This window comes from Anaerotruncus rubiinfantis, from assembly GCF_900078395.1.
GTDB lineage: Bacteria > Bacillota > Clostridia > Oscillospirales > Ruminococcaceae > Anaerotruncus > Anaerotruncus rubiinfantis.
In genome coordinates this window covers 92,532-118,575 of record NZ_FKLA01000006.1, presented here as the reverse complement: position 1 = coordinate 118,575, position 26,044 = coordinate 92,532, and the positions used below count along the sequence as shown (strand labels likewise).

The window sequence follows — 26,044 nt, the reverse complement described above, 5'->3', positions numbered from 1 at the left end:
CCGCACCTTGAAAATTGAACAATGAAAACAAATATCTGCAGAAGTTTTATGAAAAGATTTTTTACTTTAGGGTAAAGAAACTACAATAAAGCCGAGCGATTATAGAAATCGCAAGAAAACAGCGAGAACCAAGATTCAAGCATGGTCAAGCTACAAAGGGCACAGAGTGAATGCCTTGGCACCAGGAGCCGAAGAAAGACGTGATAAGCTGCGAAAAGCCACGGGGAGCCGCAAATAGGCTTTGATCCGTGGATGTCTGAATGGAGCAATCCGGCGGATGTAACGATCCGTCATGGTATGGTGAATCCATAGCCATATCAGGGGAACCGCCTGAACTGAAACATCTAAGTAGGGCGAGGAAGAGAAATCAACCGAGATACCGCAAGTAGTGGCGAGCGAACGCGGCAGAGGCCAAACCGGGGGCAGCAATGTCTCCGGGGTTGTGGACTGCATTTAGCATTGCTGAGCGTTAGGAGAACTGCATGGGAAGGCAGACCGGAGAAGGTGAGAGTCCTGTATCCGAAAACACGAGGCAGCGAGCAGTATCCAGAGTACCGCAGGACACGTGAAACCCTGTGGGAAGCCGGGGGGACCACCCTCCAAGCCTAAATACTCCCTGGTGACCGATAGTGTATAGTACTGTGAAGGAAAGGTGAAAAGCACCCCGGGAGGGGAGTGAAATAGTACCTGAAACTTTGCGCCTACAAGCACATAGAGCGCGTCAACGCGTGATATGGTACCTTTTGTAGAATGGTCCGGCGAGCGTATGCATGTAGCAAGGTTAAGTCCTTAAGGGATGGAGCCGAAGGGAAACCGAGTCTGAATAGGGCGAAGAGTTTCATGCATAGGGCCCGAAACCGGGTGACCTATCCATGTCCAGGTTGAAGTGGGAGTAAAATCCCATGGAGGACCGAACCGACCTCCGTTGAAAAGGCGGCGGATGAGGTGTGGATAGCGGAGAAATTCCAATCGAACCCGGAGATAGCTGGTTCTCCCCGAAATAGCTTTAGGGCTAGCGTCACGTTAGATTACCGGAGGTAAAGCACTGAATAGGCTAGGGGCCGAGAGGTTACTGAACCTTATCAAACTCAGAATGCCGGAGAATTGATGCGTGGCAGTCAGACTACGTGAGATAAGTCTCGTGGTCGAAAGGGAAAAAGCCCAGACCCACAGCTAAGGTCCCGAATACACGTTAAGTGGAGAAGGATGTGGAGTTGCACAGACAACCAGGATGTTGGCTTAGAAGCAGCCACTCATTTAAAGAGTGCGTAATAGCTCACTGGTCGAGTGACTCTGCGCCGAAAATGTAACGGGGCTAAACGTGTAACCGAAGCTTGGGATGATGTAAATCATGGTAGGGGAGCGTCGTATAAGGGGTGAAGTCGTAGCGAAAGCGGCGGTGGACTTTATACGAGTGAGAATGCCGGAATGAGTAGCGAGAATTATGTGAGAATCATAATGGCCGAAAGTCTAAGGTTTTTGGAGGAAGGTTCGTCCGCTCCAAGTAAGCCGGGAGCTAAGGTGAGGCCGAAAGGCGTAGCCGATGCACATACGGTAGAAATTCCGTAGCTGTCGAAAGATTTAAGCAAGGGGACACTGTCAAAGGGCATAACCCAGGCGTTGGTAGACCTGGGCGAAAGGGACCGAAATTTAGTAGGGAAGTATGCTTAGCGGCAGGCGAGAAAAGCCTTGTGTATATCTGAGATACCCGTACCGCAAACCGACACAGGTAGACAGGAAGAGAATTCTAAGGCCAACGGGAGAAGGGTTGTTAAGGAACTCGGCAAGTTGACCCCGTAACTTAGGGAGAAGGGGTGCTCCTGAAAGGGAGCCGCAGAGAATAGGTCCAGGCGACTGTTTAGCAAAAACACAGCTCTATGCTAAATCGAAAGATGACGTATATGGGGTGACACCTGCCCGGTGCCGGAAGGTTAAGAGGAGGAGTGAGAGCTCTGAATTGAAGCCCCGGTAAACGGCGGCCGTAACTATAACGGTCCTAAGGTAGCGAAATTCCTTGTCAGGTAAGTTCTGACCCGCACGAATGGTGTAACGATCTGGACACTGTCTCAACAGCCCGCCCGGCGAAATTGTAGTACCGGTGAAGATGCCGGTTACCCGCGACAAGACGGAAAGACCCCATGGAGCTTTACTGTAGCTTAATATTGGATTTCGGTATTTCATGTACAGGATAGGTGGGAGACTGAGAAACCTGGACGCCAGTTCAGGTGGAGTCACCGTTGGGATACCACTCTTGAGGTACTGAAATTCTAACCTGCGGCCGTGAATCCGGTCGGGGGACATTGTTAGGTGGGCAGTTTGACTGGGGCGGTCGCCTCCTAAAGAGTAACGGAGGCGCTCAAAGGTTGGCTCAGCATGGACGGAAACCATGCTTTTGAGTGTAAACGCGTAAGCCAGCCTAACTGCGAGAGAGACATCTCGAGCAGTAACGAAAGTTGGAGTTAGTGATCCGGTGGTATGTGAGTGGAAATGCCATCGCTCAACGGATAAAAGCTACCCTGGGGATAACAGGCTGATCTCCCCCAAGAGTCCACATCGTCGGGGAGGTTTGGCACCTCGATGTCGGCTCATCGCATCCTGGGGCTGTATTCGGTCCCAAGGGTTTGGCTGTTCGCCAATTAAAGCGGTACGCGAGCTGGGTTCAGAACGTCGTGAGACAGTTCGGTCCCTATCTGTCGTGGGCGCAGGATATTTGAAAGGAGCTGTCCCTAGTACGAGAGGACCGGGATGGACGCACCTCTGGTGCACCAGTTGTCGTGCCAACGGCACAGCTGGGCAGCTAAGTGCGGATCGGATAAACGCTGAAGGCATCTAAGCGTGAAGCCGGCCTTAAGATAAGATATCCCACTGGATAACCAGGTAAGACCCCTTGAAGACTACAAGGTTGATAGGTCACATGTGGAAGCGTGGCGACACGTGCAGCAAGGTGATACTAATCGGTCGAGGGCTTGACCAAGCGAATTTTGGTCTCGCAGGGTATGAAGTTTTCATTGTTCGATTTTGAGGGTGCGGGGCGCACGAAGGATGTGCGCAGCACACCGAATTCCAAATCCATGACCAAAGGCCATGGGTCGTCGCAGACGACACAAGCCAGGATCCAAAGGGTGGAACCCTTTGAGCGGCCGTCGGCGAAGCCGCTCCGGACAGAGTCTGGGAAGGCCGCCAATATGCGCCATTAGCTCAGTTGGTAGAGCAGCTGACTCTTAATCAGCGGGTCCCGGGTTCGAGTCCCTGATGGCGCACCAGAAAGTGAGAGGTGTGACCGGAGGGCAGAAAGCCCGGAAGGGGAAAGCACCGCATAGATAGAGGAAGCTTTTAGAAGGCATTCTGTGCCGCAGGCACACCTTATCCCGAATCCGCGGCCGAAGGCGGCGGGTCGTCGCAGACGACACCCAACGGGGGATCCAAAGGGGGGTATGTAACCCCTTTTGAACAGCCGTCGCCCGAAGGGCGCTCCGGTCCAGCAGGGCTGGGAAGGCTGTCCATGGCCCGTTGGTCAAGCGGTTAAGACACCGGCCTCTCACGCCGGTAACGCGGGTTCGATTCCCGCACGGGTCACCATTTTAATTGCATATTGGCTGGTGTTTATGACGCTGAGGTCCCACCTGTTCCCATTCCGAACACAGTAGTTAAGCTCAGCGGTGCCGAAGATACTTGGGTGGTGACGCCCTGGAAAAATAGGTCGATGCCAGCTCTTAAAAAACCGCTATTTAGCGGTTTTTTTCTTTTGTTGCAGCAATTTTCGGGTAAAATGACACAAATTGTATGGGTTGGGACAAAACTTGAAGCCATACATTGCAATCAGTCGTTTGATATGGTAGACTGAAATTGTTGATTTTATCCCGGCGCTGCCGGAGATTGGAGTTACTTATGTACATACAAAACAAAAGCATCCCCATGGTTATCATCCTGTCGATTGTCACCTGCGGCATCTATTATCTGATTTGGATGTATCAGACCTCGGAAGAAGTCAACAACACGCTTGGAGATACCAGAGACGGCCCTGGACTGGAAGTTCTGCTTACGATTGTAACTTGCGGCATTTATGGGCTTTATTGGCTCTATAAATATAATCAGAAGTTGGTGCGGCTTGGAAACAATATGGGCGTCTCCATGAGCGATAACAGTATCATCTGTCTGGTGCTGGCAATCTTTGGCCTCACGGTCGTTGCGCTTGGTATCATGCAGTCGCAAATCAATGAACTTGCGGATAAGGGCGCGGGCGGCCCTTCGAATCCGAATGGCTATTACACACAGGGCGCGCCAAAGGCACCGGAAGAGCCAACTCCGCCGGATGCCCCGTCGGCAGAATAATTTGAAAATTAGTCACCTTAAACAACCTTGCTGGAAAAGATTCGGCAAGGTTGTTTGTTTTATATGTTGTTTCCATAGATGGAAAGTGATACAATATATAGTATTACGAAATTTATATGATACATAATATAGAGATTAAGGATGGATTGACCGATGAAAATTGGAAAAAACGCAATGACGGTTCTGGAACGGCGTTACCTGATGAAGGACGAGGAAGGCAAAAATATCGAAACAGTGGAGCAGCTGTTTTGGCGTGTGGCGCGTGCCATCGCGGAAGCGGACAGGCATTTCGACTCCGCTGCCGATACCGAAGCATTGGCCGGGCGGTTCTACGAGATGATGACCAATCTCGAATTTTTGCCGAATTCCCCCACCCTGATGAACGCCGGCCGCGAGCTGGGACAGCTTTCCGCCTGCTTTGTGCTGCCCGTGGGCGATTCGATGGAAGAGATCTTTGAGGCGATCAAACAGGCCGCGCTGATTCATAAGTCCGGCGGCGGCACCGGCTTTTCCTTCTCCCGGCTGCGTCCGTCCGGATCGACGGTGCGCACCACCGGAGGCGTGGCCAGCGGCCCGATCAGCTTTATGCGGGTTTTCAACATGGCCACCGAAGCGGTCAAGCAGGGCGGCACCCGCCGTGGGGCAAATATGGGCATCCTGCGGATCGACCATCCGGATATTCTGAATTTCATCGACTGCAAAAAAGACAACGCTGATATCACCAATTTTAATATATCGGTGGGCATCACTGAAGAATTTATGCATGCGGTGCAGCATAACAACACCTTCAAGCTGGTCGACCCCAAAACCAAACAGCCGGCCGGTGAGCTGGATGCGCGTGAGGTTTTTACTAAGATTGTGGAAAGCGCATGGCGCAATGGCGAGCCGGGCATCATCTTCCTCGACCGCCTCAACCGCGACAATGTCGTCCCGAGCCAGGGGGAAATCGAAAGCACCAATCCCTGCGGGGAACAGCCGCTGCTGCCATACGAGAGCTGCAATCTCGGTTCGATCAACTTGGTCAATATGCTCAAAAAGACCGGAAAAGGCTATGCCATCGACTACAAAAAACTTGAAAAAACCGCAAGGGACGCGGTTCACTTTCTTGATAATGTGATCGATGTGAATAAGTATCCGCTCGAGGAAATCGACTTCACCACCAAGCAGACCCGCAAGATCGGCCTCGGCGTGATGGGCTGGTCGGATATGCTCGCCTATATGGGCATCCCTTATAATTCGGAAGAGGCGGTGGAATTGGCCGGAAAGGTCATGAAATTCATCACCGAAACCGGCCGCGCCGAATCGATTGAGCTGGCCAAGACACGCGGACCGTTCCCGCTCTTTAACGAAAGCATCTTTGCCGGCGGCCCGCCGCTTCGCAACGCCACCATCACCACCATCGCCCCGACTGGTACCCTTTCGATCATCGCGGGATGTTCTTCCGGGGTGGAGCCGGTATTCGCTTATGTTTTCATCCGCAACGTTATGGACGGCACCGAAATGATCGAAGTCAACCCGGTGCTTCGGGAGATGCTGGAAGAACGCGGACTCTACAGCGACGAACTGATGAAAAAGATTGCGGCGGAAGGTACGCTCGCGCATATTGAAGAAATCCCGGAGGATATCAAACGGGTATTCGTTTCGTCGCACGATGTCAGCCCGCTTTATCATGTCAAGATGCAGGCCGCGTTCCAGAAATATACCGACAACGCGGTCTCCAAAACGGTCAACTTCAAGCATGACGCGACGGTCGAGGATGTGCAGGAGGTCTATATGCTGGCCTATGAGCTCGACTGCAAGGGCGTGACCATCTACCGTGACGGCAGCCGTGACAGCCAGGTGTTGAATATCGGGTCGGTTAAGAAGGAAGGGGAAACCCCAGTTGAAACGGACCCGGAAGGCTACCCCACCAATATCCGTCCGCGTCCGCGTCCGGAGATCACCTGTGGGCTGACCGAACGGATGAAGATTGGGTGCGGCAATCTTTATGTGACGGTCAACTATGATGAAACCGGCATTTGTGAAGTATTTACCTCGACCGGCAAGGCGGGCGGCTGTCCGAGCCAATCGGAAGCGACCGCGCGGCTTGTTTCGATCGCGCTGCGGTCGGGCATCTCGATTGATGAAATCCTCGACCAGCTGCGCGGCATCCGCTGCCCGTCGACCATCCGGCATACGGGGATGAAATGCACCTCCTGTCCGGATGCGATCGCCCGCGTGATCAAAAAGACAGCGGACATGATCGCGGCGCAAAAGCCGGCTTCGAGTGCAATTCTGGAACCGAAGAAGGCTCCGGAACAGCCGGTCATTGTGACCAAGCATTCCAAATTTTGTCCGGACTGCGGCAGTGAGCTGGAACACGAAGGCGGCTGCGTAAGCTGTAGATCCTGTGGATATTCGAAGTGCAACTAAAGGGATGGAATAAAAGGGCTCCGCGCTTAAGCGCGGAGCCGGGGGAACGCCGGGGGAAAACTTCTTGAAAGAAGTTTTTCCCCGGACCCTTTTTCAAGAATTTTTGATTCGGTTGCGCCGCGAAAAAACAAAAGTTTCGTCAACCTTTTCAAAGGTTGCGGGGAACGCGGGGGCGGCGCCCCCACGCCGGTGCGCGCACGCACCGGAATCCCGCCTGGGCCCGCAGGCCCTGCTTCGGGCGCATTTGGGGGTATGGGAGGATTTGCAAGAGAAATCCCCCCATGTGCGTCCGTAAGCCCTTTCAACCAGCGGTTAAAGCTCGAGGACGAGGGAAGAGCGGATAGATTTGAAACGGACGCCGCGGACAAAGGCACGGGCGGAGGCGCGGTCGATGAGTTCGTCGTGCACGTCGCGCAGATCGAGCAGGAGACGCATTTGCTGTTCGGTGAGGGTATGGGCGAGGAGATCCTGGGCCTGCTGGAAGCGGGCGAGGATTTCATGCGCTTCGGAGGCTTCCTCGTAGGTGGCGAAGGTTTTGAGTTCAGAAAGGAAGAATTCTTCAAGGGCGGTTGGCATAAACATGATTCCTCATATAATATTCTTTACAAGAATATTATATGAGGAATGATTATAATTATCAAGCATATTTTATGAGATAATAGCATAAGAGGTGAGCGCATGAAGAACCTGAAGAAAATTCGTGTCCTGCGGGATTTGACGCAAATACAGTTGCAAATGGAAACCGGTATTAATCAGAGTATCCTTTCCAAGTATGAGACAGGGGAGTACACGCCCACAACTGAAAACCTGCTAACCTTGGCGGCATTTTACAAGACAAGCGTGGACTTCCTTTTGGATCTTACGGACGAGGAAAAACCCTATCCAAGAAAGAAGAGAACCGATGGCGGAACTTGAACAAATTGTCCGCGATGCCGGGATTGATCAGTGGGGCGTGTGCGCCTTTGCCGATGCGCTCCCGCTGTTGGAAGTCCGCGCAAAGGCCCGTATCCCGGAAAATGCGAAATCAATAATTGTATTTTTATTTGGATATTATACAAATAGTTATGAATTGCGCAACATCTCCCGATATGCAATCGTAGACGATTATCACACCGTAATTCGGGGAATTTTGGAAAATTTGGCGAAAAACATAAACAAAAAGTATATAAATAATATATTTATACCATTTGTGGACGCTTCGCCGCTTGTGGAGGTGCGCGCCGCATATCTTTCCGGCCTTGGCGACGTGGGCCGAAATGGACAGCTGCTCAACCCCGTCTATGGGAGCTATTGTTTCATCGGGGAGATCGTCACCGACCTTGTTTTGCCGCCCGGCCAGCCGCAAAGCAAAAAAATGTGCGTCAATTGCGGACAGTGCCTTGCTGCCTGCCCGACCGGCGCACTCTCGGAAGACGGCTTTGACAAGACGAAATGCCGTTCCTTTCTCACGCAGAAAAAAGGCGCGCTGAGCGAATGGGAACGCGGACAGATCCAAGCGGGCGGATTCGTTTGGGGCTGTGACAGGTGCACCGATGCTTGCCCGGTCAACCGGCAGGCTGCCAAGAGCAGAGTCGAAGCCTTTTACCGGGATAACCAGCCGGTGCTCGGGTATGATACAATTGGAAAACTCTGTGAGACGAAAGCTTATGGCTGGCGTGGAGAAAAAGTGCTGCGCCGCAATCTGGATATCATTTCCGGCAAGGATGTGGTATAATAGCCGCAAAGCGGCTATTATAGCTTTTTATGCGCAGGACGATTCGCGCCTTTGGCGCTTCCGTCCCAATGCGCCATTATCCCACTGCGTGCTTCGCACTTGTGGTACAATAGCCGCAGAGCGGTGGATTGCGCTTTTCAGGCGCTCGGAGACTCTGCGCCTTCCCGGCACCCCGGCCCTATTTCTTGCTCGTGCAAGAAATAGGGAAAAGAACACGCCAAAGTGGCTAGCCGCCCCTTTGGAAACCCCGCGGACGCCTTGCCAAACCCCGCGGACGCCTTTGCCCCCAGCAAAACGGTCAGCTCAGGACTGATGGTAACGTTTTATGCTCCCTGCACTGCGGTGGGGCTGGGGTGGATTCAGGGCTTACGAAAACGCTTGGACGGTGTTCTTTGGAGTCACGCAATCAGGACAAAAGGACTGAAAAGGAGATACAGATCTTGGAAATTATTACGCCCGATCAATATGGAGAATATGAGGCATTTGTCTCAAACCATCCGCAGGGATGCTTTACGCAGAGCGTCAACTGGCAGAAGGTAAAAAATAACTGGGGCTTCGAAGCGGTTGTTTCGCGCGGCGGTGCGGGCGAAATCGTCGGCGCCATGTCGGTGCTGATCCAAAAGATCCCGCTGATCGGCACCTCGTTTTTGTATGCGCCGCGCGGCCCGGTCTGCGACCTGCACGACCAGGCCGTGCTCGCCGACCTCAAGGCCGGCGTCGACGCGCTCGCTAAAAAATACAACGCCCATACCTTCAAAATGGACCCGGATGTTCTGATGAGCGACGCGCAGTTTTTAAAACTCGCAAAAGGTATGGGCTTTACCCAAAGCTACGGCCCCGATGGATTTGAAGGCATTCAGGCCCGATTCAATTACCGGCTTTACCTGAACGAACGCACCGAGGAGGAAGTTTTCGCGGCGCTCACCCAAAAGACCCGTTACAACTGCCGCGTGGCAATGAAGCACGGTGTGGAAATACGGGTGGTGGGACAGGAATATCTGGACGATTTTGTGCGGATCATGCAGACTACCGGCGAGCGCGACGGCTTCAACGTCCGTCCGAAGGCCTATTTTGCCCGGATGCTCGACGCGCTTGGCGAGCATGTGCGGATGTATATGGCCTTTTATCAGGACCAGCCGATTTCCGGCGCGATCACCACCAACTATGCGGGCAAGACCTGCTATGTCTATGGAGCGTCGGATAATGTCTACCGCAATGTGATGCCAAATTACCTCATCCAGTGGGAGATGATCAAATGGGCGATCGAAACTGGATGCGCGGTTTACGACTTCCAGGGCGTTTCCGGCAATATGGATGAAAATGGGCATATGTACGGCCTTTACCGCTTTAAGCGCGGGTTTAACGGCACGCTTGACGAGCTGGCCGGAGAATTTGACTATGTCTACCAGCCGCTCAAAGCGAAGATGGTGGACAAAGCGATTGCCCTCAACGGGACGATCGGCGCGGTGAAGCGCAAACTGAAAAAATCATGAGGCAGGCGGGCAAAACACCGCTTCATGACGCGGTGGAAGCATATCTCCAAAAGGACATGGCCCGGTTCCATATGCCGGGGCATAAGGGCCGTGGGACAGGGGAATTCGCAGAAATCCTGCCGTGGGACATCACCGAAGTGGAGGGGGCGGACAGCCTTTTTCACGCGGATGGGCCGATTTTGGAGTTGGAGCGGCAGTTCGCGGAGGTTTACGGCGCGTATCGGACGCTCGTTTCGGCGGGTGGGGCGACGCTGTGCATCCAAACAATGCTGGCGCTCGCATGCGGCAATGGCGGCAAGGTGATCATGAGCCGCAACATCCACCGGGCCGCGATCAACACGGCAGCGCTGCTCGATCTTTCGCCGGTGTGGATCTATCCGGAAAACGACGCGGGGGAATGGTTCCTTGGGCGGTATACACCCGCCTCGGTCGCGGCGGCGATCGAGACGAACCCGGATGCAAAAGCGGTCTACATCACCTCGCCCGACTACTTTGGGGTGATGAGCGACCTTGCCGGGATCGCCGCGGTCTGCCGGGAACATGGCGTGCCGCTGCTGGTTGACAACGCGCACGGCGCGCACCTCCGGTTTCTCCCGGAGAAATACGGGAAGCCGCATCCGATCGACTGCGGCGCGGCGCTCTGCTGCGACAGCCTACATAAGACGATGCCCGCCATGACCGGCGCGGCGCTTTTACATATTGGAGACGGGCAGTTCGCGGCGGATGCGAAACGGATGATGTCGCTGTTTGGCTCGACCAGCCCAAGCTATCCGATGATGCTTTCCTGTGAGATTGCGCTCCAGTATGCGCGCGGCGGCGCCCGGGAGGGCTTTGCCCGCACCGCCCGGCAGATGGACCGGCTGCGGGGACTTTCCCTTGCGCATGGCTTCGCGCTGCCGCAGGGGCTTTCCGATCCGGCAAAGCTTTCGCTCGGCTTTGGGCCGCTTGGGATGGATAGGGAAACATTTGGCGCGCACCTGCGCGGTTTCGGCGTTGAGCCGGAATACGTGAGCGGTACCGCCTGTGTGCTGATGGCCAACGCCTATAACCGCGAAAGCGACTACGAACGGCTCGCGCGGGCAATCGGGGCGCTCTCGCCAGGCGCCGCGCTCCCGCGCCCCCAGTCGGCAATGCCGTTGCGCGCCGCGGTTTTTTCCACACAGGAAATTGTTTTGGTGGAAAACGCGATTGGACGGATCGCGGCCGGAGAAGTTTCCCCCTGCCCGCCGGGCATCCCGGTTGTGATGGGCGGCGAAAGGATTGACGAGGAGGCCGCCGCCGCGCTCAAGGCTTATGGAATTACAGCGGTATGCGTTGTAAAAGATTAAAACTGCGGGAGAGGAATTGCCGATGCTGCTTGGACTGATGAAGGGGATTGCAATCTTTTATTATTGGACCTGGTTCATTTGGCCGTTTGTGTTCGTTTTTTCGCTGGCGGCCGGGATCGCGGAGATCGTGAAGGACGAGAAGGCTTCGGGCAAAAGCCTGATCATCTCGGCGGTTTCGCTGCTCATCATTCTGGCGGGACTGCTTTCTCCGGCGTTTGGCTGACCTTTTTCCAAAGGGCAGCGGAAAGTAGCGGGTTCTCTGCGGAGCGCAGCGGACAAGTCATGCGGTTTCTGATATGCTTTCTTTGCATTCTGCCAACAAAAAACTATGGCATTTTACACCCGGATATGGTAAAATAGCAATACAGAAAGGGACTTCCCTTTCGGGCGCTAATTTTCATGCGTGAAAGCTCTGGCAATGGGGCCGGGGCAAGGGCAACAAGGAGGGTGACCTTATGAAACTGATCTTTGCGATTGTGTCCAATGACGACAGCGCCAAGGTTTCCAAGGAGCTGACCAAAAACAAGTTTTCGGTAACCAAGCTGGCGACGACCGGCGGGTTCCTCATGGCGGGGAACACCACCTTCATCATCGGAATCGACGACGATAAGGTCGACGAGGTCATTTCGATCATTGGCAAGCATTCCAAAAAGCGCACCCAGATGGTGCCGTCCTCCGCGTCTTACGGCGTGGGCATGTACACCTCCTTCCCGGTGGAAGTGCAGGTCGGCGGCGCGACGATCTTTGTAACCAACGTGGAGAGATTTGAGAAACTTTGAAAACATTACTCTATCATAATCAGAAAGCTACCGGTACGCTCGCCAACCTCAGTGCTGGCGGGCGTTTGCCGCATGCGTTGTTGGTCGAAGGCCCCGAGGGTTCCGGTAAAAAGACGCTGGCCCGCCTTTTTGCGGAGCTTTCGCTCTGCGAGGAGGCGGAAAAGCCCTGTGGGATCTGTCCGCACTGTTTCAAAGTGCAAAAGGGGATCCATCCGGACGTGCGGTATTACACTGTGCCGGAAGGGAAGAAGGAATTTCCCATCGACCTGGTGCGCGAGATCCGGCAGGACGCCTACATTGCGCCGAATGAAGGTCCGTGCAAGGTTTATGTCATCGATAAGGCCCATGCGATGAATACGGCGGCGCAGAACGCGCTGCTCAAGATCATCGAGGAGCCGCCCGCCTTTGTGCGGTTTGTGCTGCTCTGCGAAAACCGATCCCGCATGCTGCCCACCATCCTCTCACGGGTTTTGCCGCTGGAGCTGGAGATTCCCACCGTGGAAGAGTGTGAGCAGGCGCTGGCCGCGCTTTCTCCCGAAACGGACGAAACCCAGCGCCGCGCGGCCGCCGCGGGTGCCGGCGGAAACATTGGGCGGGCGCTTTCGCTCATCGGGTCGGCCAAGCCTTCCAAAGCGGCCGCGGATACCCGCTCGCTCTGTGAGGCGCTGCTTTTTGGCGAACGGTATAAGGCGCTGCAGATCCTGGCCGCTTACGACCGGGACCGCGAGGGGCTTTTACAGCTTTTTACCCTGCTGCGTGAGGCGTTCGCCCAGTATGCGGTCGAACGGTACCGCCCGGAGGGGAACCCGGACATGCGGGTGGTGAACCGGCTGACGCCGATGCAGGCGCTCGGCGCGGCCCAGGCGGTTGAAACGGCCGCGCGGCGCGCCAACCAGAATGTGAGCATCGCGCTTTTATCGGCGTGTATGGTGGAACAGATCAAAGCTACACTCAGATAGATGGAGGACGTTATGGCGGAAATTATCGGTGTCAGATTTAAAAGCGTGGGCAAGGTTTATTATTTTGATCCCGGCCCGCTCCAGGTGGAGAAGGGTGCGAAGGTGATTGTTGAGACAGCCCGCGGCGTGGAATGCGGCGAGGTTGCGATGGCAAACCGACAGGTGAGCGACACAGCGATTGTCAAGCCGCTCAAGAAGGTGATGCGCCTTGCAAACGAGGAGGACCTCAAAAAGGTGTCGGACAACGCGGCGCGGGAAAAACAGGCCTTTTCGGTCTGCAATGAGAAGATCGCCAAGCATAAGCTCAATATGAAACTGGTGGATGTGGAATTCACCTTTGATAATAACAAGATCCTGTTTTACTTCACAGCCGACGGACGGGTTGACTTCCGCGAGCTGGTCAAGGATCTGGCGTCGGTGTTCCGCACCCGCATCGAGCTGAGGCAGATCGGCGTGCGCGACGAAGCGAAGATGCTGGGGGGGCTCGGCATCTGCGGCCGTCCATTCTGCTGTTCTTCCTTCCTGGGGGAGTTCCAGCCGGTCTCGATCAAGATGGCCAAGGAACAGGGGCTTTCGCTCAACCCGACCAAGATTTCAGGCACCTGCGGCCGGCTGATGTGCTGCCTCAAATATGAGCAGGAAGCTTATGAGGACCTTCTGCGCACCACGCCGAAGGCGGGTTCCTGGGTGCGTACCAAGGAGGGCCGCGGCGTCGTGACCGAGGTGAACCTGCTGACCGGTATGCTCAAGGTCGCGCCGGAGAAGGATCAGGCCGCGGCCAAGTACATCCATAAGAGCGAAGTGCGTCTCATCCGAAACAATAACCAGGGCGGCGGGGAACCGGCCTCGGACGATGGCGAAAAATAACGAATTTTACAGGCGGAAAATGGTTTAAGTCTTGCATTTTTGCAAACCTGTGGTAGAATAAGCTTGTGAATATCATATCGATTGTGCATCGTTGCATAGTCTATGGTATCGCTGTTGCGCGGAAATTTGCGCGGCGGCCAAAATCACAAATTTTTTTGGAGGTGTTCCCCATGGCATATGTAATTCATGACGATTGCATCTCTTGCGGTAACTGCAAGGAGACCTGCCCGGTTGGCGCGATTTCCGAGGGCGATGGAAAATACGAGATCGACGCCGGTACCTGCATTGAATGCGGCGCCTGCGCGGCGGATTGCCCGGTCGAAGCCATTAAGCCGGAATAAGCAATCATCATAAGCGTACATAAAGAAAAGCCTTCGCTTTGTGTGAAGGCTTTTCTTTTACCTGCGCGCGGCCCGGGATTTTTCTGTAAGGAGCGGATGCTTTTGTTCAAGGACACCTTTGAGCCGCTTGGGGAGCGGATAAAGCTGTGCGTTACGCCGCAGCATAAATTCGGGACCGATGCGTTTCTGCTTTCGGATTTCGCCGCGCCGCGCAGAAAGGATCTGGCCTGCGATCTCGGCGCGGGCTGCGGGATTGTGGGAGCCTTGTGGTTCCGGGACGAAAAAACCGCCCCGCGGAAGGTCTGCGCGGTGGAGGTGCAGGAGCAGGCGGTTGCGCAGATGCAAAGAAGTGTCGCTGTGGGGGGGCTTCCGGCGGACCGTTTTTTTCCGGTACGTGCCGACTTGCGTGATCTTTCCGGCGTGCTGGACGCCGGTATGTTCGACCTGGTCACCTGCAACCCGCCGTACAAAACCGCTGGGACCGGAATTTTGAGCGAAAGCGAAAGCGACCGGATCGCGCGGCACGAAACCCTCTGTGAAATTGGGGATATCTGCGCCGCTGCGGCAAGGCTTCTGCGCTTTGGAGGACGGCTCTGCCTCTGCCACCGGCCGGAGCGGCTGGTGGACGTGGCCTGCGCGATGCGAAAGGCTGGGATTGAGCCGAAGCGGCTGCGGATGGTGCACCAGCGGCCGGGATGCGCGCCATGGCTGCTGCTCATCGAGGGAAAGCGCGGCGCCAAGCCGTTTTTGCAGGTGGAAGCGCCGCTTATAATTGAGGGACCGGGCGGCTTTTCCCAAGAAGTCCTGCGCATCTATCAAAAGGAGGCGAACCTGTGAGCAGGTTATATGTGGTGGGCACGCCGATCGGCAACCTGGGGGATCTGTCGCCGCGCGCGGTAAAGACACTTAACGAATGCGATTTTATTGCGGCGGAGGACACCCGCGTCACCCTCAAGCTTTTAAACCATTTCGGCATCAAAAAGCCGATGGTCAGCTACTATGAGCACAATCTGCGCGAACGCGGGCAGATGATTGTCGGCCGGATTCTGGCGGGCGAAAGCTGCTGTGTTGTGACCGACGCGGGCATGCCGTGTATCTCCGACCCGGGCGAGGACCTGGTGAAGCTCTGTGCCGAAGCGGGGATTGCCACCGTCGTGGTCCCGGGTCCGAGCGCCGCTATTTCCGCGCTGGCCGTGTCCGGTCTTGCGACTTCCCGGTTTGCGTTCGAAGGATTTTTAAGCGTCAAGCGCGCCAGTCGTTTTTCCCATCTCGAAGCGGTGCGGGACGACACGCGCACACTTATCTTCTATGAAGCGCCGCATAAGCTGCTGAGCACCCTGCAGGACATGCTTTCTGTGCTGGGTGACCGCAGGGTCACGCTTGCGCGGGAACTGACAAAGATCCACGAGGAAATTCGCCGCACAACGCTGCTGCAGGCGGTGGAATATTATACCGTAAACAACCCCAAAGGAGAATTTGTGCTGGTGCTGGAAGGCGCGCAGCCCAAAACGGAGGAAGTGCCGGAATTGCCGGAGGCGGTTGGAATGGTGCGGGCGCTCACCGATGGCGGGATGTCCCTTTCGGACGCGGCCAGGGAGGTTGCCCGGCAAACCGGTTATAAAAAGGGTGTGCTCTATAAAGAGGCATTGCAGGAAGCGCTGAAGGAAACCTGAAAGAGAAAGGCCGCCGGAATTTTTCCGGCGGCCTTTCAGGAAATGAGGTTCCCAATGAAAACGGGAGAAAACAGGGAGAGGCTCAGAGAAGCAGGTAGGCGAGCGCAATGAGCAGGACGTTATCCGCCTTTTCGTTATAAAGCAGGAAGATAAGCCCGAGAATCAGCAGGGTTTCGCCGTCAAGATCGAGCTTTTCGAGCAGCCCGTGGATCGGATCGGTGGGCTGTGGGGGCGCGGGCGGCGCAGGCGGTGCCGCCTGCTGCGGCTCGGGATCGTTTTCCTGCGGCAGCACGCGGGACTGCGCTTCGATCACCGGCTGTGGGACGGGGTAAGGCTCGTGGTATTCCCCGATGGTGGGTGTGTCGTAGAAAGAGGCCGCCTCCTGCGCGCGGGACTGGAATTCATGCACGCGGTTGACCGCTTCCTGTTGCATGCGCAGGATATCGTCTTCGGTATAGGTTTTGGTGCTGTTCCAACGCATCATCGGTTGTTGCCACCTCCGCCGAACAGGTTGCCAAGGCTGCCCAACAGGCCGCTGTCGCGCAGAGCGGGCCACATGCGGATAATCTGCATGATCCGTACCGCGTCGTCGATCTTGCTTGCGCGCGTGGGGGAGAAGTGTGGTTTGAGCGAACGTAGCAGCTCTACATTTTTGTCGCTTTGGTTATAGGCGCTCATGAGGCCGGCGATCTTTGAAAACGCGCCGAGATCCGGTCCCGAACCCGCACCGGCATTCTGCGCGGCGCTCGCGGTATTGGCCGCGTTTGCGGCGTTTGTACCGCCCATGTTCTGAAAATTCTGCAAGATGGATGCAATGGCGGCGGGATCGATCCCGCCGCCGGAAGGCGCCGCTTGGTTGCCAGGGCTGCCGGAAGGGGGAGGAGGCGTGTTCTGCGCGGGCTGCCCGCCGGGCGCGCCGGCGGCGCCGGTGTCGATCCCCAGCGACTGTGCGACCGCACGCAGCTGCTCCATCTTTTGCGGATCGCCCAGTATTGAGCTGATTGTTGAATTCAGATCATCCATAGTTTGCGCTTCACGCCCTTTCTGTGTAAACGGGAGCTATTTGCCCATGAGCCCTTTCAGCAGCATCTGTACTTTCGGGCTGTTCATCAGCTGTTCAATGGCAGCTGGGTTGTTCATCAGGTTCTGAATCTGCGCCTGCTGGTTCGGGTTCAGGTTCTTCAATATGCCGTCCATCTGACCGCTCTGCATCTGTTCCTTGAGTTTCTGCGGATCAGTACCCATCTTCTTGCCCGCCATCTGCATCAGGGAATCCATCTGGTCCTGCGAAAGGTTTAGATTGTTACTCAACTTTGTCACCGCCTGTTTCATTTCAATTAATAGTATGATATATTAATAGCAGATATTCTCTGGAATGTTCCTGTCCGCAAGTCCAATTGCAAGGAGTTTGTGTTATGCGAATCATTGTCATGTCCGATACCCACCGTGATTTCCATGCGCTGATGGAGCTGGTGGAGAAGCACCGCGAGGCGGATATCTTTATCCATCTTGGAGATGGCGCGCGGGAACTTGCGCAGGTGGTTGAGATTTTTCCCGAACACAAATTTTTGAGCGCGCGCGGAAACTGCGATTTCGGATCGGAATCGGCGCTGGCCGGATGTTTTTCCTGCGGACAGGCAAAGATTTTTTACACGCATGGGCATATGTATAACGTCAAATACGGCCTGGCGGACCTTGTGCGCGCCGGGCAGGAAATGCAGGCGAACGTTGTCCTGTTCGGGCATACCCACATCCCGATGGTCGATTACCGGGAGGGGATGCACCTGATGAATCCCGGCAGCCTGGGTATGCCGCGCGGCTCGAACGGAACCTACGGCGTGCTCGATGTAACCGAACAGGGGATCGTCTGTTTTATCAATGAGCTTTGAACAGATCACAAAAAATGGGCGGGACGCAAAAAGCGTCCCGCCCATTTTTTTATCCTTTACGTCTCCTTTTTGAGCGAAAGCCGTTCGGAAAGCTCCCGCAGGGCGGTGTTCGCACAGACCACCAGGAGTTTGTCGCCTGAAAGGATCTGCGAATTGCCGCGTGGGATGATCAGGCGTCCGCCGCGGGAGATCGAAACAATAACCGACTCCTCCGGCAGGTGCAGATCCACGAGACGGATGCCGTCAAGGTCATATTTCTCCGGGATCTGCAGCTCGGACAGGGAGGCTTCCCCGCGGTTTAACGGCATAAGCTGCTTGATGGCCGCGGTGTCCACCTCACGTTCGAGCAGCCGGGCGATGTTGTCGGTGGAGGAGATCGGGATATCCACCCCCAGCTGTTTCATGGCGGCGGCATTTTTCGGATTGTTGATGCGGGCGACGGTACGCCCGACATGGAAAATTTCCTTTGCCAGCTGGCAGGCGACCAGATTGTCCTGGTCGCGCCCCGTCACTGCGATGAGCGCGTCGGCGCCGTCCGCCTCGGAAGCCTCGAGAATATCGATAATGGTGCCATCGCCGCAGACGACCGGTACGTCGAGATCGTTGGCAAGACGGGTACAAAGGGTTCGGTCACGTTCGATCAGGCGGGGGGAATGCCCGTGTTCCAGCAGCGTCTTGGTCAGGTAGTAACCGACCTTTCCGCCGCCAACAACAATGATTTTCATAGAAAAAGCCTCGTTTCTTCTTTTTTGCGCCTGCCCAGCGCGGGGGTGCGCCCTTCACACGCCCGGAGATCCTTTCTCACTTGTCCAAGAAAGGAAGCAAAGAGGGACACGCGGGGACACCCCGCAGCCCCGATCTACGGCCTAAGAGCCGCCGCTTTGCGGCAAAGATCGCGCGCAATCTGCGGAGACAAAACGGTGTGTGCCACGTTTGGAAGCCTGCTCGCCTGACGGCGAAGCGCGCTCCGGCCCATAGGCCGGGAAGCGAGTCCCTAGCCCCTTTGGCGTGTTCTTTCCCCATTTCTTGCACCGAATAGCAAAGGCACAGGCAAAAATGCCGCGTACCACCCAGACTCCAAAGGAGCCGCCGCTCTACCGGGAGCATAAAACCAGTGCAGCATCGGAAGGCTCAGCGCAGCGAATACCAGGGCCTCGCGGCGCGCGGCGAAACGCACCAGTAATTCTCAAGCGGCAGAGCCGCTTGATTCCGATGGACGCCTGGAAGGCGCAAATCAGTCGATCACCTTGGCATAGAGGAGCCGGTCGTTTTGGCCGACCAGCTCCTCAGCGTTCGCATGCGCGAGAGTGAGATTGCCGTCGGCATGCAGAAGGCCGAACAGCACCTGCCTGCCGGAATCCTCCGCGCAGAGCTCGCGCAGCCGCATACCGACCTGTCTGGGCTGCGGCTCAGCGGCGTCGAATGAAACGGTGGCCGAATCGAGATAGACATTTTTGACCTTGTCGTGGTCGGTGAGCATCGAATAGATCGCGTCGACCGAAAGGTTGTTTGGGCAGATGGTGTGCAGCCCGAAATGGGAAAAGACGCTGCCGCGCGGCGGGTCGTAGATGCGGGCGAGCACCCGTGGGACCTTGAAAATTTCGCGGGCAAGCTGGCAGACCATGACGTTCATGTTGTCGTCGTTGGTGACCGCAACCAGTGCGTCGCAGCCTTCTATGCCGGCGCGTCGCAGGACATCCTGGTCGATTGGCACGCCGCTCACCGTATAGCCGGAAAAGTCATCCGAAAGCCCATCGAAATGTTCGGGAAAGTTATCGATAACAGCGACATCATGCCCCATTTTGGAAAGCACGCTCGAAAGTTGTGAACCGAGCTTTCCGCAGCCCACTACCAGTACGTTCATCTGCAAAACTCCTTTGAAGGGGAAGCCTTCGTATTTCGTACTCACAAGTATACACATTTTGCTCGGATTTGCAAGGGGAAGCGCGCCGGAAGGCCCGAATTTCGCGGCTTTTCCGGGCAAAAACGGTTGACGAAAGCCGAAACTATGTTATACTGAAAAAGTGACAAATTGGACAGGAAAATTTTGTGTTATCTGTTAGTGGAGGATCTATGATTACCGTTTCGAATGTCAGTTTAATGTTTGGCGGCACCAAGCTGTTTGCAGGCGCCGACCTCAAGTTCACGCCAGGAAACTGCTATGGCATCATCGGCGCGAACGGCGCGGGCAAGTCTACCTTCCTGCGCATCCTCTCCGGCGACCTTGACCCGACCACCGGCGAGGTGGTGATCCCCAAGGAATGCCGCGTTTCGGTTTTAAAGCAGGACCAGTTCCAGTATGACCAGTATCCGGTCATCGATACCGTCATCATGGGCAATCCCCGGCTTTATGAGGTGATGAAGGAAAAGGACGCGCTCTATGAAAAGCCGGACTTTTCGGACGCCGACGGAGAGCGCGCCGCCGAGCTCGAAGGGGAATTCGCCGAAATGAACGGCTGGGACGCCGAGACCGACTCCGGAAGGCTCCTGCAGGGGCTTGGAATCGGGCCGGAGCTTTATGGAACCCCGATGGGTGAGCTCAAGGGCGGCGAGAAGGTTAAGGTGCTTTTGGCGCAGGCGCTTTTCGGCCAGCCGGATATCCTGCTGCTCGACGAGCCGACCAACAACCTGGACGTCAAATCGATTGAATGGCTGGAGGATTTCCTGCTCGATTTCCCCGGCACGGTCATCGTCGTTTCGCATGACCGGCATTTCCTCAACACCATCTGTACCCATACGGTGGATATCGACTTCAACCAGGTGCGCATGTACGTGGGAAATTACGATTTCTGGTATGAGGCCAGCAAGGCGATGCAGTCGATCCTGAAGGACCAGAACAAAAAGCGCGAGGATCAGATCAAGGACCTGCAGGCGTTCATCTCCCGGTTCTCCGCCAATAAATCGAAGTCCAAACAGGCGACCTCCCGCCGCAAGCTGCTCGATAAGCTCACTGTGGATGAAATCCCGGTTTCCTCCCGGCGCTATCCGTGGGTCGGCTTTAAGCCGGATCGTGAGGCCGGCAAAGACATCCTCGAAGTTAAGGGGATCAGTAAATCGATCGATGGGGTCAAGGTGCTTGACGATGTGAGCTTTCTGGTGAACAAAGGCGATAAAATCGCCTTTGTGGGGGAAAATGAACAGGGGCAGACCGCGCTGTTCCGGATTCTCGCTGAGGAGCTTGAACCGGATGAAGGCAGCTTCAAATGGGGCCAGACCGTATCGACTTCCTATTTCCCAAAGGACAATTCCCCTTACTTCAATAACAGTGAGCTTACCATGCTGCAGTGGTTTGCACAGTATTCGCCGGACGACACAGAGACCTTTATGCGCGGCTTTTTGGGGAAGATGCTCTTTTCGGGCGACGATGTGTATAAGCAGGTGAAGGTGCTTTCGGGCGGGGAGAAGGTGCGCTGCATGCTCTCGCGCATGATGCTCACCGGCGCAAACCTGCTGATGCTCGATCAGCCTACCAACCACCTCGACCTCGAGTCGATCACCGCGGTCAACAACGGCCTGATCGATTTTCCGGGGACGGTGCTCTTCTCGTCGCAGGACCACCAGTTTATCCAGACGATCGCCAACCGGATTATTGAGATCCATATGGATGGAACCATCACCGACCGGATGATGAGCTATGACGATTATCTGGAATTTCGCAAGACACAGCAGGCGCACTGAATCTGAAAAGGCCCCCGCAAAAATTGCGGGGGCCTTTTTGGGTGGCATTTATGGCTGTGCGCTTCATGCCGCCAGGAACCGTAAACCCACATGCCGGCGCTCTGCCGTATGGGAATATTTTTGCTGCTTTTACCAATGCTAAAACATCAGAAAAAACAGGAGCGTGGTAAAATGAAAGCGATTGCCAGCCGGCGTGTGAAAAGTACCGGTCCGCGCGAAGCGGCAGGCCAGAAACTGAAAAACCGGGAAACCGTTGCGGCAGGGGGATGGAAGCATTGAGCGAATCGATTTGGAGCAAAACTGTAAAATTTCCGGAACGCGCACCGCTGCGGGGCGACCTTGCGGTGGATGCCGCTGTGATCGGCGGCGGTCTGGCAGGGATTCTCACCGCGCATTTTCTCAGGGAAGCGGGGCTGCGGGCGGTCGTTTTGGAAGCCGCCCGCGTGGGAAGCGGACAGACGAAGAACACCACTGCAAAGATCACCTCGCAGCACAGCCTGGTTTACCACCGGCTGACCGAGCGGTTCGGTGAAGAGAAGGCCCGGCAATATGCCCAGGCCAATCAACAAGCCATCGCCGAATACCGGCATTTGATCGGATCGCAGCGGATTGCGTGCGAATGGGCCGACTGTCCCGCCTATCTCTATTCCACTGCTGAACGGGAACCGCTGGCCCGGGAATTCGAAACGGCAAAAAAACTGGGGATAGACGCGTCTTACTGCAGCGAAACCGAACTTCCCTTTCCAGTGGCCGCTGCCCTGCGCTTTGATCATCAGGCGCGGTTTCATCCGCTGAAGTTTCTGCGCGCGGTCGCGGACCCGCTTGAAGTTTATGAACTGACCAGGGTCACCGCGGCCGAGGAAAACCGTGTGGTCACAGACCGGGGGACGGTGACAGCCGGGCATATTATTTTTGCCTGCCACTATCCGTTTCAAAATTTCCCCGGCTATTATTTCATGCGGATGCATCAGGAGCGCAGCTATGTGATCGCGCTGGAAAATACCGCCCGCCTGGAGGGGATGTATCTTGGCGTGGATCAGGATGGCCTTTCTCTGCGCCCGGATGGCGGGCTGCTGCTTCTTGGCGGCGGCAGCCACCGCACTGGGGAAAATTCGGCAGGCGGGCAGTACCAAAAATTGCGGGAGGCGGCCGGGCGGTATTGGCCCGGGAGCCGGGAGGCCGCCCATTGGAGCGCACAGGACTGCATGACGCTGGACGGCATCCCGTATATCGGCCGGTTTTCCGCGTCCACCCCCAGCTGGTATGTGGCGACGGGCTTCCAAAAGTGGGGGATGACTTCCGCAATGGTGTCCGCCCAAATGATCTCTGACCTGATCGTTAAAGGGGAAACCCCTTGGGAACCGGTGTTTTCTCCGCAGCGTTTTACCCCATCCGCCTCGGCGAGAACATTGATGCAGGAGACGGCTCAGGCCGCCAAGGGACTGACGCGCAGGATCTTCACACCGCCCCAGGCGGATATTGAGGCGCTGCCGTGCGGCCATGGCGGCGTGGTGGAATGCGGCGGGGAAAAGCTGGGCGTCTACAAGGACGGGCAGGGCGAGACATTTGTTGTTTCGATCCGCTGTCCGCATTTGGGCTGCCAGTTGGAATGGAATCCGGACGAGAGAAGCTGGGATTGCCCCTGCCATGGCTCCCGCTTCGACTATCGGGGAAATCTCATTGATAACCCGGCACAGGAGGATTTGGAACATGAGTGAAAACCGCTTGATCCACGAGAAGTCGCCCTATCTTTTACAGCACGCCCATAATCCAGTGGAGTGGTATCCCTGGGGCGCCGAGGCTTTTGAGGCGGCCTTGCGGGAGGATAAACCGATTTTTCTTTCCATCGGGTATTCCACCTGCCACTGGTGTCACGTGATGGAACGGGAATCCTTTGAGGACGCGCAGGCGGCGGAGCTGCTGAACCGGGCATTTATTGCCATCAAGGTGGATCGGGAGGAGCGGCCGGACATCGATGCGGTATATATGGCGGTTTGTCAGGCCCTGACCGGCGCGGGAGGCTGGCCGTTAACCATCCTGATGGGACCGGATCAGAAGCCTTTCTGGGCGGGGACATACCTGCCGAAACGCAGCCGTTACGGGCAGCTGGGCCTGGTGGAGTTGCTGGAACAGGTATCGTCTCTGTGGAGGACCGGCCGCGAGCAGCTTTTGCAGGCTGGGGACGAGATCGCAGCGCATATCGCCAGCCAGAAGCCGGCGCGCGCAGCCGAACCGGACAAAGCGCTGCCGCGCGCGGCGGCAGCGCTTTTCCGGCGCGGGTTTGATCCCAGGAACGGCGGTTTTGGAAATGCGCCCAAATTTCCAGCTGCCCATAACCTGCTGTTTTTGATGGAATACAGCCGCCTGAATAAGGACGCGGACGCCATGAGCATGGCGGAAACCACACTCATCCAGATGGCCCGGGGCGGCCTGTTCGACCAGGTTGGCGGTGGGTTCTCCCGTTATTCCACCGACGAAAAATGGCTGGCGCCCCACTTTGAAAAGATGCTCTATGACAATGCTCTGCTGACTTACGCCTATCTGGAAGCGTTCGCAAGGACCGGACGGGAGTTCTACCGCGGAATTGTCAGGCGGACGCTGGACTACGTCCTGCGGGAACTGACCGGCCCGGAGGGGGAATTCTACTGTGGACAGGATGCGGACAGCGGCGGCGAGGAGGGCAGATACTACCTGTTCACCCCTGATGAGGTGAAGAACGTGCTGGGCCAGGAGGACGGAGATCGGTTCTGCCGGTGGTATGACGTCACTGCCCGGGGAAATTTCGAGGGGAAAAACATCCCGAACCTGCTCGGCAACGATTCTTTTGAACAGGATTCTCTGGAATTGGCGGACATGCGGGAAAGACTCAGCCGGTACCGCCGCAGCCGCGAAGAACTCCACCGGGACGACAAAGTGCTCACCGCTTGGAACGCCCTGATGATTGCCGCTTTGGCCAAGGCATACCGGGTGCTGGGGGAGGTGCGGTACCTGGAAGCGGCAAACCGGGCGGCGGCCTTTTTGCGGGAAAACCTCACCCGCCCGGATGGGCGGCTTTGGCTGCGCTGGCGGGAGGGGGAAGCCGCCCACGACGGGCAGCTGGATGATTACGCCTTTTATGCCTGGGCGCTGCTGGAGCTCTATGCCGCCGGAGCCGATATTTCTCACCTGCGGGAGGCCATCCGGCTTTCGGGTGAACTGGAAACCCATTTCTGGGATGCCCGGCGCGGTGGTTTCCATCTCACCGCCGCCGATGCGGAGCAGCTGATCACCCGGCCAAAGGAAGTTTATGACGGCGCGATGCCCTCTGGAAATTCCGCCGCAGGGCTGGTGCTGATCCGGCTCTGGAAACTGACCGGTGAAAGCCGCTGGCAGGCGCTTGCCGACCGGCAGCTCGCCTTTTTGGCGGGAAGCGCCGGGGATTATCCGTCGGGGCATTGCTTTGCCTTGCTGGCGTTGATGGAAGCGCTTTATCCTTCCCGCGAGCTGGTATGCGCTTCGGCGGACACCCCTCCGGAAGGGCTGCGGGAGATCGCGGAGCAGTATCGGCTGTATACGCTGGTCAAGACGCGGGAAAACGCAGAACAACTGGCGATCTGCGCGCCGTTCACCGGGTCCTATCCGCTGCCGCAGGCGGGAACCGCTTTTTACCTTTGCCAAAACGGGAGCTGCGCCGCGCCGGTAACGAGCCTCAGCCAACTGGAGAAACTGCTTTAAGACCGCCCTCGGCGAACAGCCGATGGCTTGCAGGGACATGGTGGGTTTATGGCGGACATCGGCCCCGCCGCCCATATCGGGCAAATGATCAAACGGATTTACAATTTTCAGGCAGGGAAAGATGTGCGAAAATTCCGAAGCGGCCAGCGGTGCACAGACACCCGGGAGATATGCGGCAGGGCGTGCAAAAAACAAAAAAGAGCGCCCTGCCGTTTTTTGCAGGGCGCTCCTTCTGCTGAGAAGCCTGAACAGAGGCCTTAGCTTTTGGGAGTAAGGGTGACGCTTTGCGCCATGACGCGCTGCTGCTCGGGGGTGATGCGCCCCGCGTCGAACGAGGCCGCGATGTAGACCAGCAGTTCCTTATCATAGGCAAGGATGGCGGGCAGATAGGTGACCGGGGCGGAGGGCATCCGTCCTCCCCACTCCGGCCCCGTGTCCTTCGTGTAAACATAACAGGTGGCATTGCAGGTGGTTTCGGTTTCCTTGACCGGGGTATATTCACAGTCCCAGCTCACCATTGAGCCAAGCATCAGCCCGCTGTATACCGAACGGTAGAAGTTTTCCGGCGTGGTATCCGGATAGAGCTCGAAGGTGCAGTAGCCCACACTGCCCATGACGGTTTCCCCGCTGTCGCGGATATCCATTGGTGTGAATGGGATGGAGTGCGCCTGATCTTCCGGAAAAGATATCGTCCAGCCGTATGGGACCAGCATTTTCATTGTGAACGGCGGAATTTCATAGATTTCGGCGTTATAGTCCTCCTTGCCGTCCTGATAGGCGGGGAAGGTGACCTCTGCCCATTCGTAATTCTCCAAAAGGGCATCATCCTCTGGGGATACGCTAGGAGCGTTTTCCGGTGCGGACG

24 protein-coding genes, 2 tRNA genes and 2 rRNA genes are annotated in these 26,044 nt (G+C 56.3%); 21 read left to right on the top strand and 7 right to left on the bottom strand.

The genetic code is table 11. From position 1 onward, the window contains the following. Positions 1-143 precede the first annotated feature (143 nt). The 6 genes from BN4275_RS00845 to BN4275_RS00815 all read left to right on the top strand — a co-directional run bounded on the left by BN4275_RS00845 (position 144) and on the right by BN4275_RS00815 (position 6,744). Positions 144-2,974: ribosomal RNA gene (locus BN4275_RS00845) — 23S ribosomal RNA — on the top strand. A gap of 213 nt (positions 2,975-3,187) precedes the next feature. After that, a tRNA-Lys gene (locus BN4275_RS00835) sits at positions 3,188-3,263 on the top strand. A 241-nt stretch (positions 3,264-3,504) separates the two neighbouring features. Next, positions 3,505-3,579 (top strand) — tRNA-Glu (locus BN4275_RS00830). A gap of 16 nt (positions 3,580-3,595) precedes the next feature. After that, positions 3,596-3,712: ribosomal RNA gene (gene rrf, locus BN4275_RS00825) — 5S ribosomal RNA — on the top strand. Positions 3,713-3,888: 176 nt separating this feature from the next. After that, positions 3,889-4,332, top strand: coding sequence for a DUF4234 domain-containing protein (locus BN4275_RS00820; protein ID WP_066452636.1), 444 nt, complete (start codon positions 3,889-3,891; stop codon positions 4,330-4,332). A gap of 153 nt (positions 4,333-4,485) precedes the next feature. Then, a complete protein-coding gene (locus BN4275_RS00815; RefSeq protein WP_066452634.1) occupies positions 4,486-6,744 on the top strand; it encodes a vitamin B12-dependent ribonucleotide reductase in 2,259 nt (752 codons plus the stop codon). Between the two features lie 312 nt (positions 6,745-7,056). On the opposite strand, the gene BN4275_RS00805 is transcribed toward BN4275_RS00815, so the two are convergent. Then, positions 7,057-7,326, bottom strand: a complete 270-nt coding sequence (locus tag BN4275_RS00805) for a DUF6809 family protein (RefSeq protein ID WP_154018780.1) — start codon at positions 7,324-7,326, stop codon at positions 7,057-7,059. Positions 7,327-7,422: 96 nt separating this feature from the next. On the opposite strand from BN4275_RS00805, the gene BN4275_RS00800 reads away from it, so the two are divergent. The 11 genes from BN4275_RS00800 to rsmI all read left to right on the top strand — a co-directional run bounded on the left by BN4275_RS00800 (position 7,423) and on the right by rsmI (position 15,898). After that, positions 7,423-7,659 (top strand): helix-turn-helix domain-containing protein, encoded by a 237-nt coding sequence (locus BN4275_RS00800; protein WP_066452627.1) that lies wholly within the window; start codon positions 7,423-7,425, stop codon positions 7,657-7,659. Next, complete coding sequence (locus BN4275_RS00795; RefSeq protein ID WP_066452624.1) at positions 7,646-8,458, top strand: epoxyqueuosine reductase; 813 nt, start codon at positions 7,646-7,648, stop codon at positions 8,456-8,458. Before BN4275_RS00800 ends, BN4275_RS00795 begins: the two co-directional genes overlap by 14 nt. A gap of 440 nt (positions 8,459-8,898) precedes the next feature. Then, entirely contained in the window at positions 8,899-9,951 is a 1,053-nt protein-coding gene (locus tag BN4275_RS00790) for a lipid II:glycine glycyltransferase FemX (protein ID WP_079987969.1), read from the top strand. Next, a complete protein-coding gene (locus BN4275_RS00785; protein ID WP_066452622.1) occupies positions 9,948-11,279 on the top strand; it encodes an aminotransferase class I/II-fold pyridoxal phosphate-dependent enzyme in 1,332 nt (443 codons plus the stop codon). The genes BN4275_RS00790 and BN4275_RS00785 overlap by 4 nt, the downstream gene beginning before the upstream one ends. Before the next feature lie 22 nt (positions 11,280-11,301). After that, positions 11,302-11,502: a hypothetical protein gene (locus tag BN4275_RS00780; protein ID WP_066452620.1), complete on the top strand. Its 201-nt coding sequence runs from the start codon at positions 11,302-11,304 to the stop codon at positions 11,500-11,502. Between the two features lie 232 nt (positions 11,503-11,734). Next, positions 11,735-12,058, top strand: coding sequence for a cyclic-di-AMP receptor (locus tag BN4275_RS00775; RefSeq protein WP_066452616.1), 324 nt, complete (start codon positions 11,735-11,737; stop codon positions 12,056-12,058). Further along, positions 12,055-13,017 carry a DNA polymerase III subunit gene (locus BN4275_RS00770; RefSeq protein ID WP_066452614.1) on the top strand — a complete coding sequence of 321 codons (963 nt, stop codon included), beginning with the start codon at positions 12,055-12,057 and terminating at the stop codon, positions 13,015-13,017. The genes BN4275_RS00775 and BN4275_RS00770 overlap by 4 nt, the downstream gene beginning before the upstream one ends. 12 nt (positions 13,018-13,029) lie before the next feature. Next, complete coding sequence (locus BN4275_RS00765; protein ID WP_066452611.1) at positions 13,030-13,884, top strand: PSP1 domain-containing protein; 855 nt, start codon at positions 13,030-13,032, stop codon at positions 13,882-13,884. Positions 13,885-14,054: 170 nt separating this feature from the next. Beyond that, a complete protein-coding gene (locus BN4275_RS00760; RefSeq protein WP_066452610.1) occupies positions 14,055-14,225 on the top strand; it encodes a 4Fe-4S ferredoxin in 171 nt (56 codons plus the stop codon). A gap of 96 nt (positions 14,226-14,321) precedes the next feature. Further along, the gene (locus tag BN4275_RS00755) at positions 14,322-15,062 is read left to right on the top strand and encodes a tRNA1(Val) (adenine(37)-N6)-methyltransferase (RefSeq protein WP_066452607.1); all 741 of its coding nucleotides are present in this window, start codon (positions 14,322-14,324) and stop codon (positions 15,060-15,062) included. Beyond that, entirely contained in the window at positions 15,059-15,898 is an 840-nt protein-coding gene (rsmI, locus tag BN4275_RS00750) for a 16S rRNA (cytidine(1402)-2'-O)-methyltransferase (protein WP_066452605.1), read from the top strand. The genes BN4275_RS00755 and rsmI overlap by 4 nt, the downstream gene beginning before the upstream one ends. 82 nt (positions 15,899-15,980) lie before the next feature. Here the strand turns inward: rsmI and BN4275_RS00745 are convergent, their stop codons facing one another. From BN4275_RS00745 to BN4275_RS00735, 3 genes are read right to left on the bottom strand one after another with little or no spacing between them, the layout of a single operon-like run. Beyond that, complete coding sequence (locus tag BN4275_RS00745) at positions 15,981-16,382, bottom strand: hypothetical protein (protein WP_079987968.1); 402 nt, start codon at positions 16,380-16,382, stop codon at positions 15,981-15,983. Beyond that, a complete protein-coding gene (locus tag BN4275_RS00740; protein ID WP_066452602.1) occupies positions 16,379-16,921 on the bottom strand; it encodes a hypothetical protein in 543 nt (180 codons plus the stop codon). Before BN4275_RS00740 ends, BN4275_RS00745 begins: the two co-directional genes overlap by 4 nt. A 36-nt stretch (positions 16,922-16,957) precedes the next feature. Beyond that, positions 16,958-17,209 (bottom strand): hypothetical protein, encoded by a 252-nt coding sequence (locus BN4275_RS00735; protein ID WP_066452600.1) that lies wholly within the window; start codon positions 17,207-17,209, stop codon positions 16,958-16,960. A gap of 104 nt (positions 17,210-17,313) precedes the next feature. On the opposite strand from BN4275_RS00735, the gene BN4275_RS00730 reads away from it, so the two are divergent. After that, positions 17,314-17,787, top strand: a complete 474-nt coding sequence (locus BN4275_RS00730) for a metallophosphoesterase family protein (protein WP_066452598.1) — start codon at positions 17,314-17,316, stop codon at positions 17,785-17,787. Positions 17,788-17,843: 56 nt separating this feature from the next. On the opposite strand, the gene BN4275_RS00725 is transcribed toward BN4275_RS00730, so the two are convergent. Further along, positions 17,844-18,512, bottom strand: a complete 669-nt coding sequence (locus BN4275_RS00725) for a potassium channel family protein (RefSeq protein WP_066452596.1) — start codon at positions 18,510-18,512, stop codon at positions 17,844-17,846. A 509-nt stretch (positions 18,513-19,021) separates the two neighbouring features. Further along, positions 19,022-19,651, bottom strand: a complete 630-nt coding sequence (locus tag BN4275_RS00720) for a potassium channel family protein (protein WP_066452594.1) — start codon at positions 19,649-19,651, stop codon at positions 19,022-19,024. Between the two features lie 209 nt (positions 19,652-19,860). Between BN4275_RS00720 and BN4275_RS00715 the strand changes: the two genes are divergently transcribed. The 3 genes from BN4275_RS00715 to BN4275_RS00700 all read left to right on the top strand — a co-directional run bounded on the left by BN4275_RS00715 (position 19,861) and on the right by BN4275_RS00700 (position 25,179). Continuing rightward, complete coding sequence (locus tag BN4275_RS00715) at positions 19,861-21,465, top strand: ABC-F family ATP-binding cassette domain-containing protein (protein ID WP_066452593.1); 1,605 nt, start codon at positions 19,861-19,863, stop codon at positions 21,463-21,465. Between the two features lie 275 nt (positions 21,466-21,740). Further along, positions 21,741-23,183 (top strand): FAD-dependent oxidoreductase, encoded by a 1,443-nt coding sequence (locus BN4275_RS00705; RefSeq protein WP_423230138.1) that lies wholly within the window; start codon positions 21,741-21,743, stop codon positions 23,181-23,183. Then, positions 23,176-25,179, top strand: a complete 2,004-nt coding sequence (locus tag BN4275_RS00700) for a thioredoxin domain-containing protein (RefSeq protein ID WP_066452590.1) — start codon at positions 23,176-23,178, stop codon at positions 25,177-25,179. Before BN4275_RS00705 ends, BN4275_RS00700 begins: the two co-directional genes overlap by 8 nt. A 257-nt stretch (positions 25,180-25,436) precedes the next feature. On the opposite strand, the gene BN4275_RS00690 is transcribed toward BN4275_RS00700, so the two are convergent. Further along, positions 25,437-25,994, bottom strand: a complete 558-nt coding sequence (locus BN4275_RS00690) for a hypothetical protein (protein WP_066452577.1) — start codon at positions 25,992-25,994, stop codon at positions 25,437-25,439. Positions 25,995-26,044 lie beyond the last annotated feature (50 nt).

Coding starts and splice junctions, on each gene's coding strand:
- BN4275_RS00715 (WP_066452593.1), top strand. CDS start 19,861: ATGATTACCGTTTCGAATGTCAGTTTAATGTTTGGCGGCACCAAGCTG.
- BN4275_RS00805 (WP_154018780.1), bottom strand. CDS start 7,326: ATGTTTATGCCAACCGCCCTTGAAGAATTCTTCCTTTCTGAACTCAAA.
- BN4275_RS00785 (WP_066452622.1), top strand. CDS start 9,948: ATGAGGCAGGCGGGCAAAACACCGCTTCATGACGCGGTGGAAGCATAT.
- BN4275_RS00780 (WP_066452620.1), top strand. CDS start 11,302: ATGCTGCTTGGACTGATGAAGGGGATTGCAATCTTTTATTATTGGACC.
- BN4275_RS00815 (WP_066452634.1), top strand. CDS start 4,486: ATGAAAATTGGAAAAAACGCAATGACGGTTCTGGAACGGCGTTACCTG.
- BN4275_RS00755 (WP_066452607.1), top strand. CDS start 14,322: ATGCTTTTGTTCAAGGACACCTTTGAGCCGCTTGGGGAGCGGATAAAG.
- BN4275_RS00820 (WP_066452636.1), top strand. CDS start 3,889: ATGTACATACAAAACAAAAGCATCCCCATGGTTATCATCCTGTCGATT.
- BN4275_RS00760 (WP_066452610.1), top strand. CDS start 14,055: ATGGCATATGTAATTCATGACGATTGCATCTCTTGCGGTAACTGCAAG.
- BN4275_RS00730 (WP_066452598.1), top strand. CDS start 17,314: ATGCGAATCATTGTCATGTCCGATACCCACCGTGATTTCCATGCGCTG.
- BN4275_RS00775 (WP_066452616.1), top strand. CDS start 11,735: ATGAAACTGATCTTTGCGATTGTGTCCAATGACGACAGCGCCAAGGTT.
- BN4275_RS00765 (WP_066452611.1), top strand. CDS start 13,030: ATGGCGGAAATTATCGGTGTCAGATTTAAAAGCGTGGGCAAGGTTTAT.
- BN4275_RS00800 (WP_066452627.1), top strand. CDS start 7,423: ATGAAGAACCTGAAGAAAATTCGTGTCCTGCGGGATTTGACGCAAATA.
- BN4275_RS00795 (WP_066452624.1), top strand. CDS start 7,646: ATGGCGGAACTTGAACAAATTGTCCGCGATGCCGGGATTGATCAGTGG.
- BN4275_RS00745 (WP_079987968.1), bottom strand. CDS start 16,382: ATGATGCGTTGGAACAGCACCAAAACCTATACCGAAGACGATATCCTG.
- BN4275_RS00720 (WP_066452594.1), bottom strand. CDS start 19,651: ATGAACGTACTGGTAGTGGGCTGCGGAAAGCTCGGTTCACAACTTTCG.
- BN4275_RS00700 (WP_066452590.1), top strand. CDS start 23,176: ATGAGTGAAAACCGCTTGATCCACGAGAAGTCGCCCTATCTTTTACAG.
- BN4275_RS00725 (WP_066452596.1), bottom strand. CDS start 18,512: ATGAAAATCATTGTTGTTGGCGGCGGAAAGGTCGGTTACTACCTGACC.
- BN4275_RS00740 (WP_066452602.1), bottom strand. CDS start 16,921: ATGGATGATCTGAATTCAACAATCAGCTCAATACTGGGCGATCCGCAA.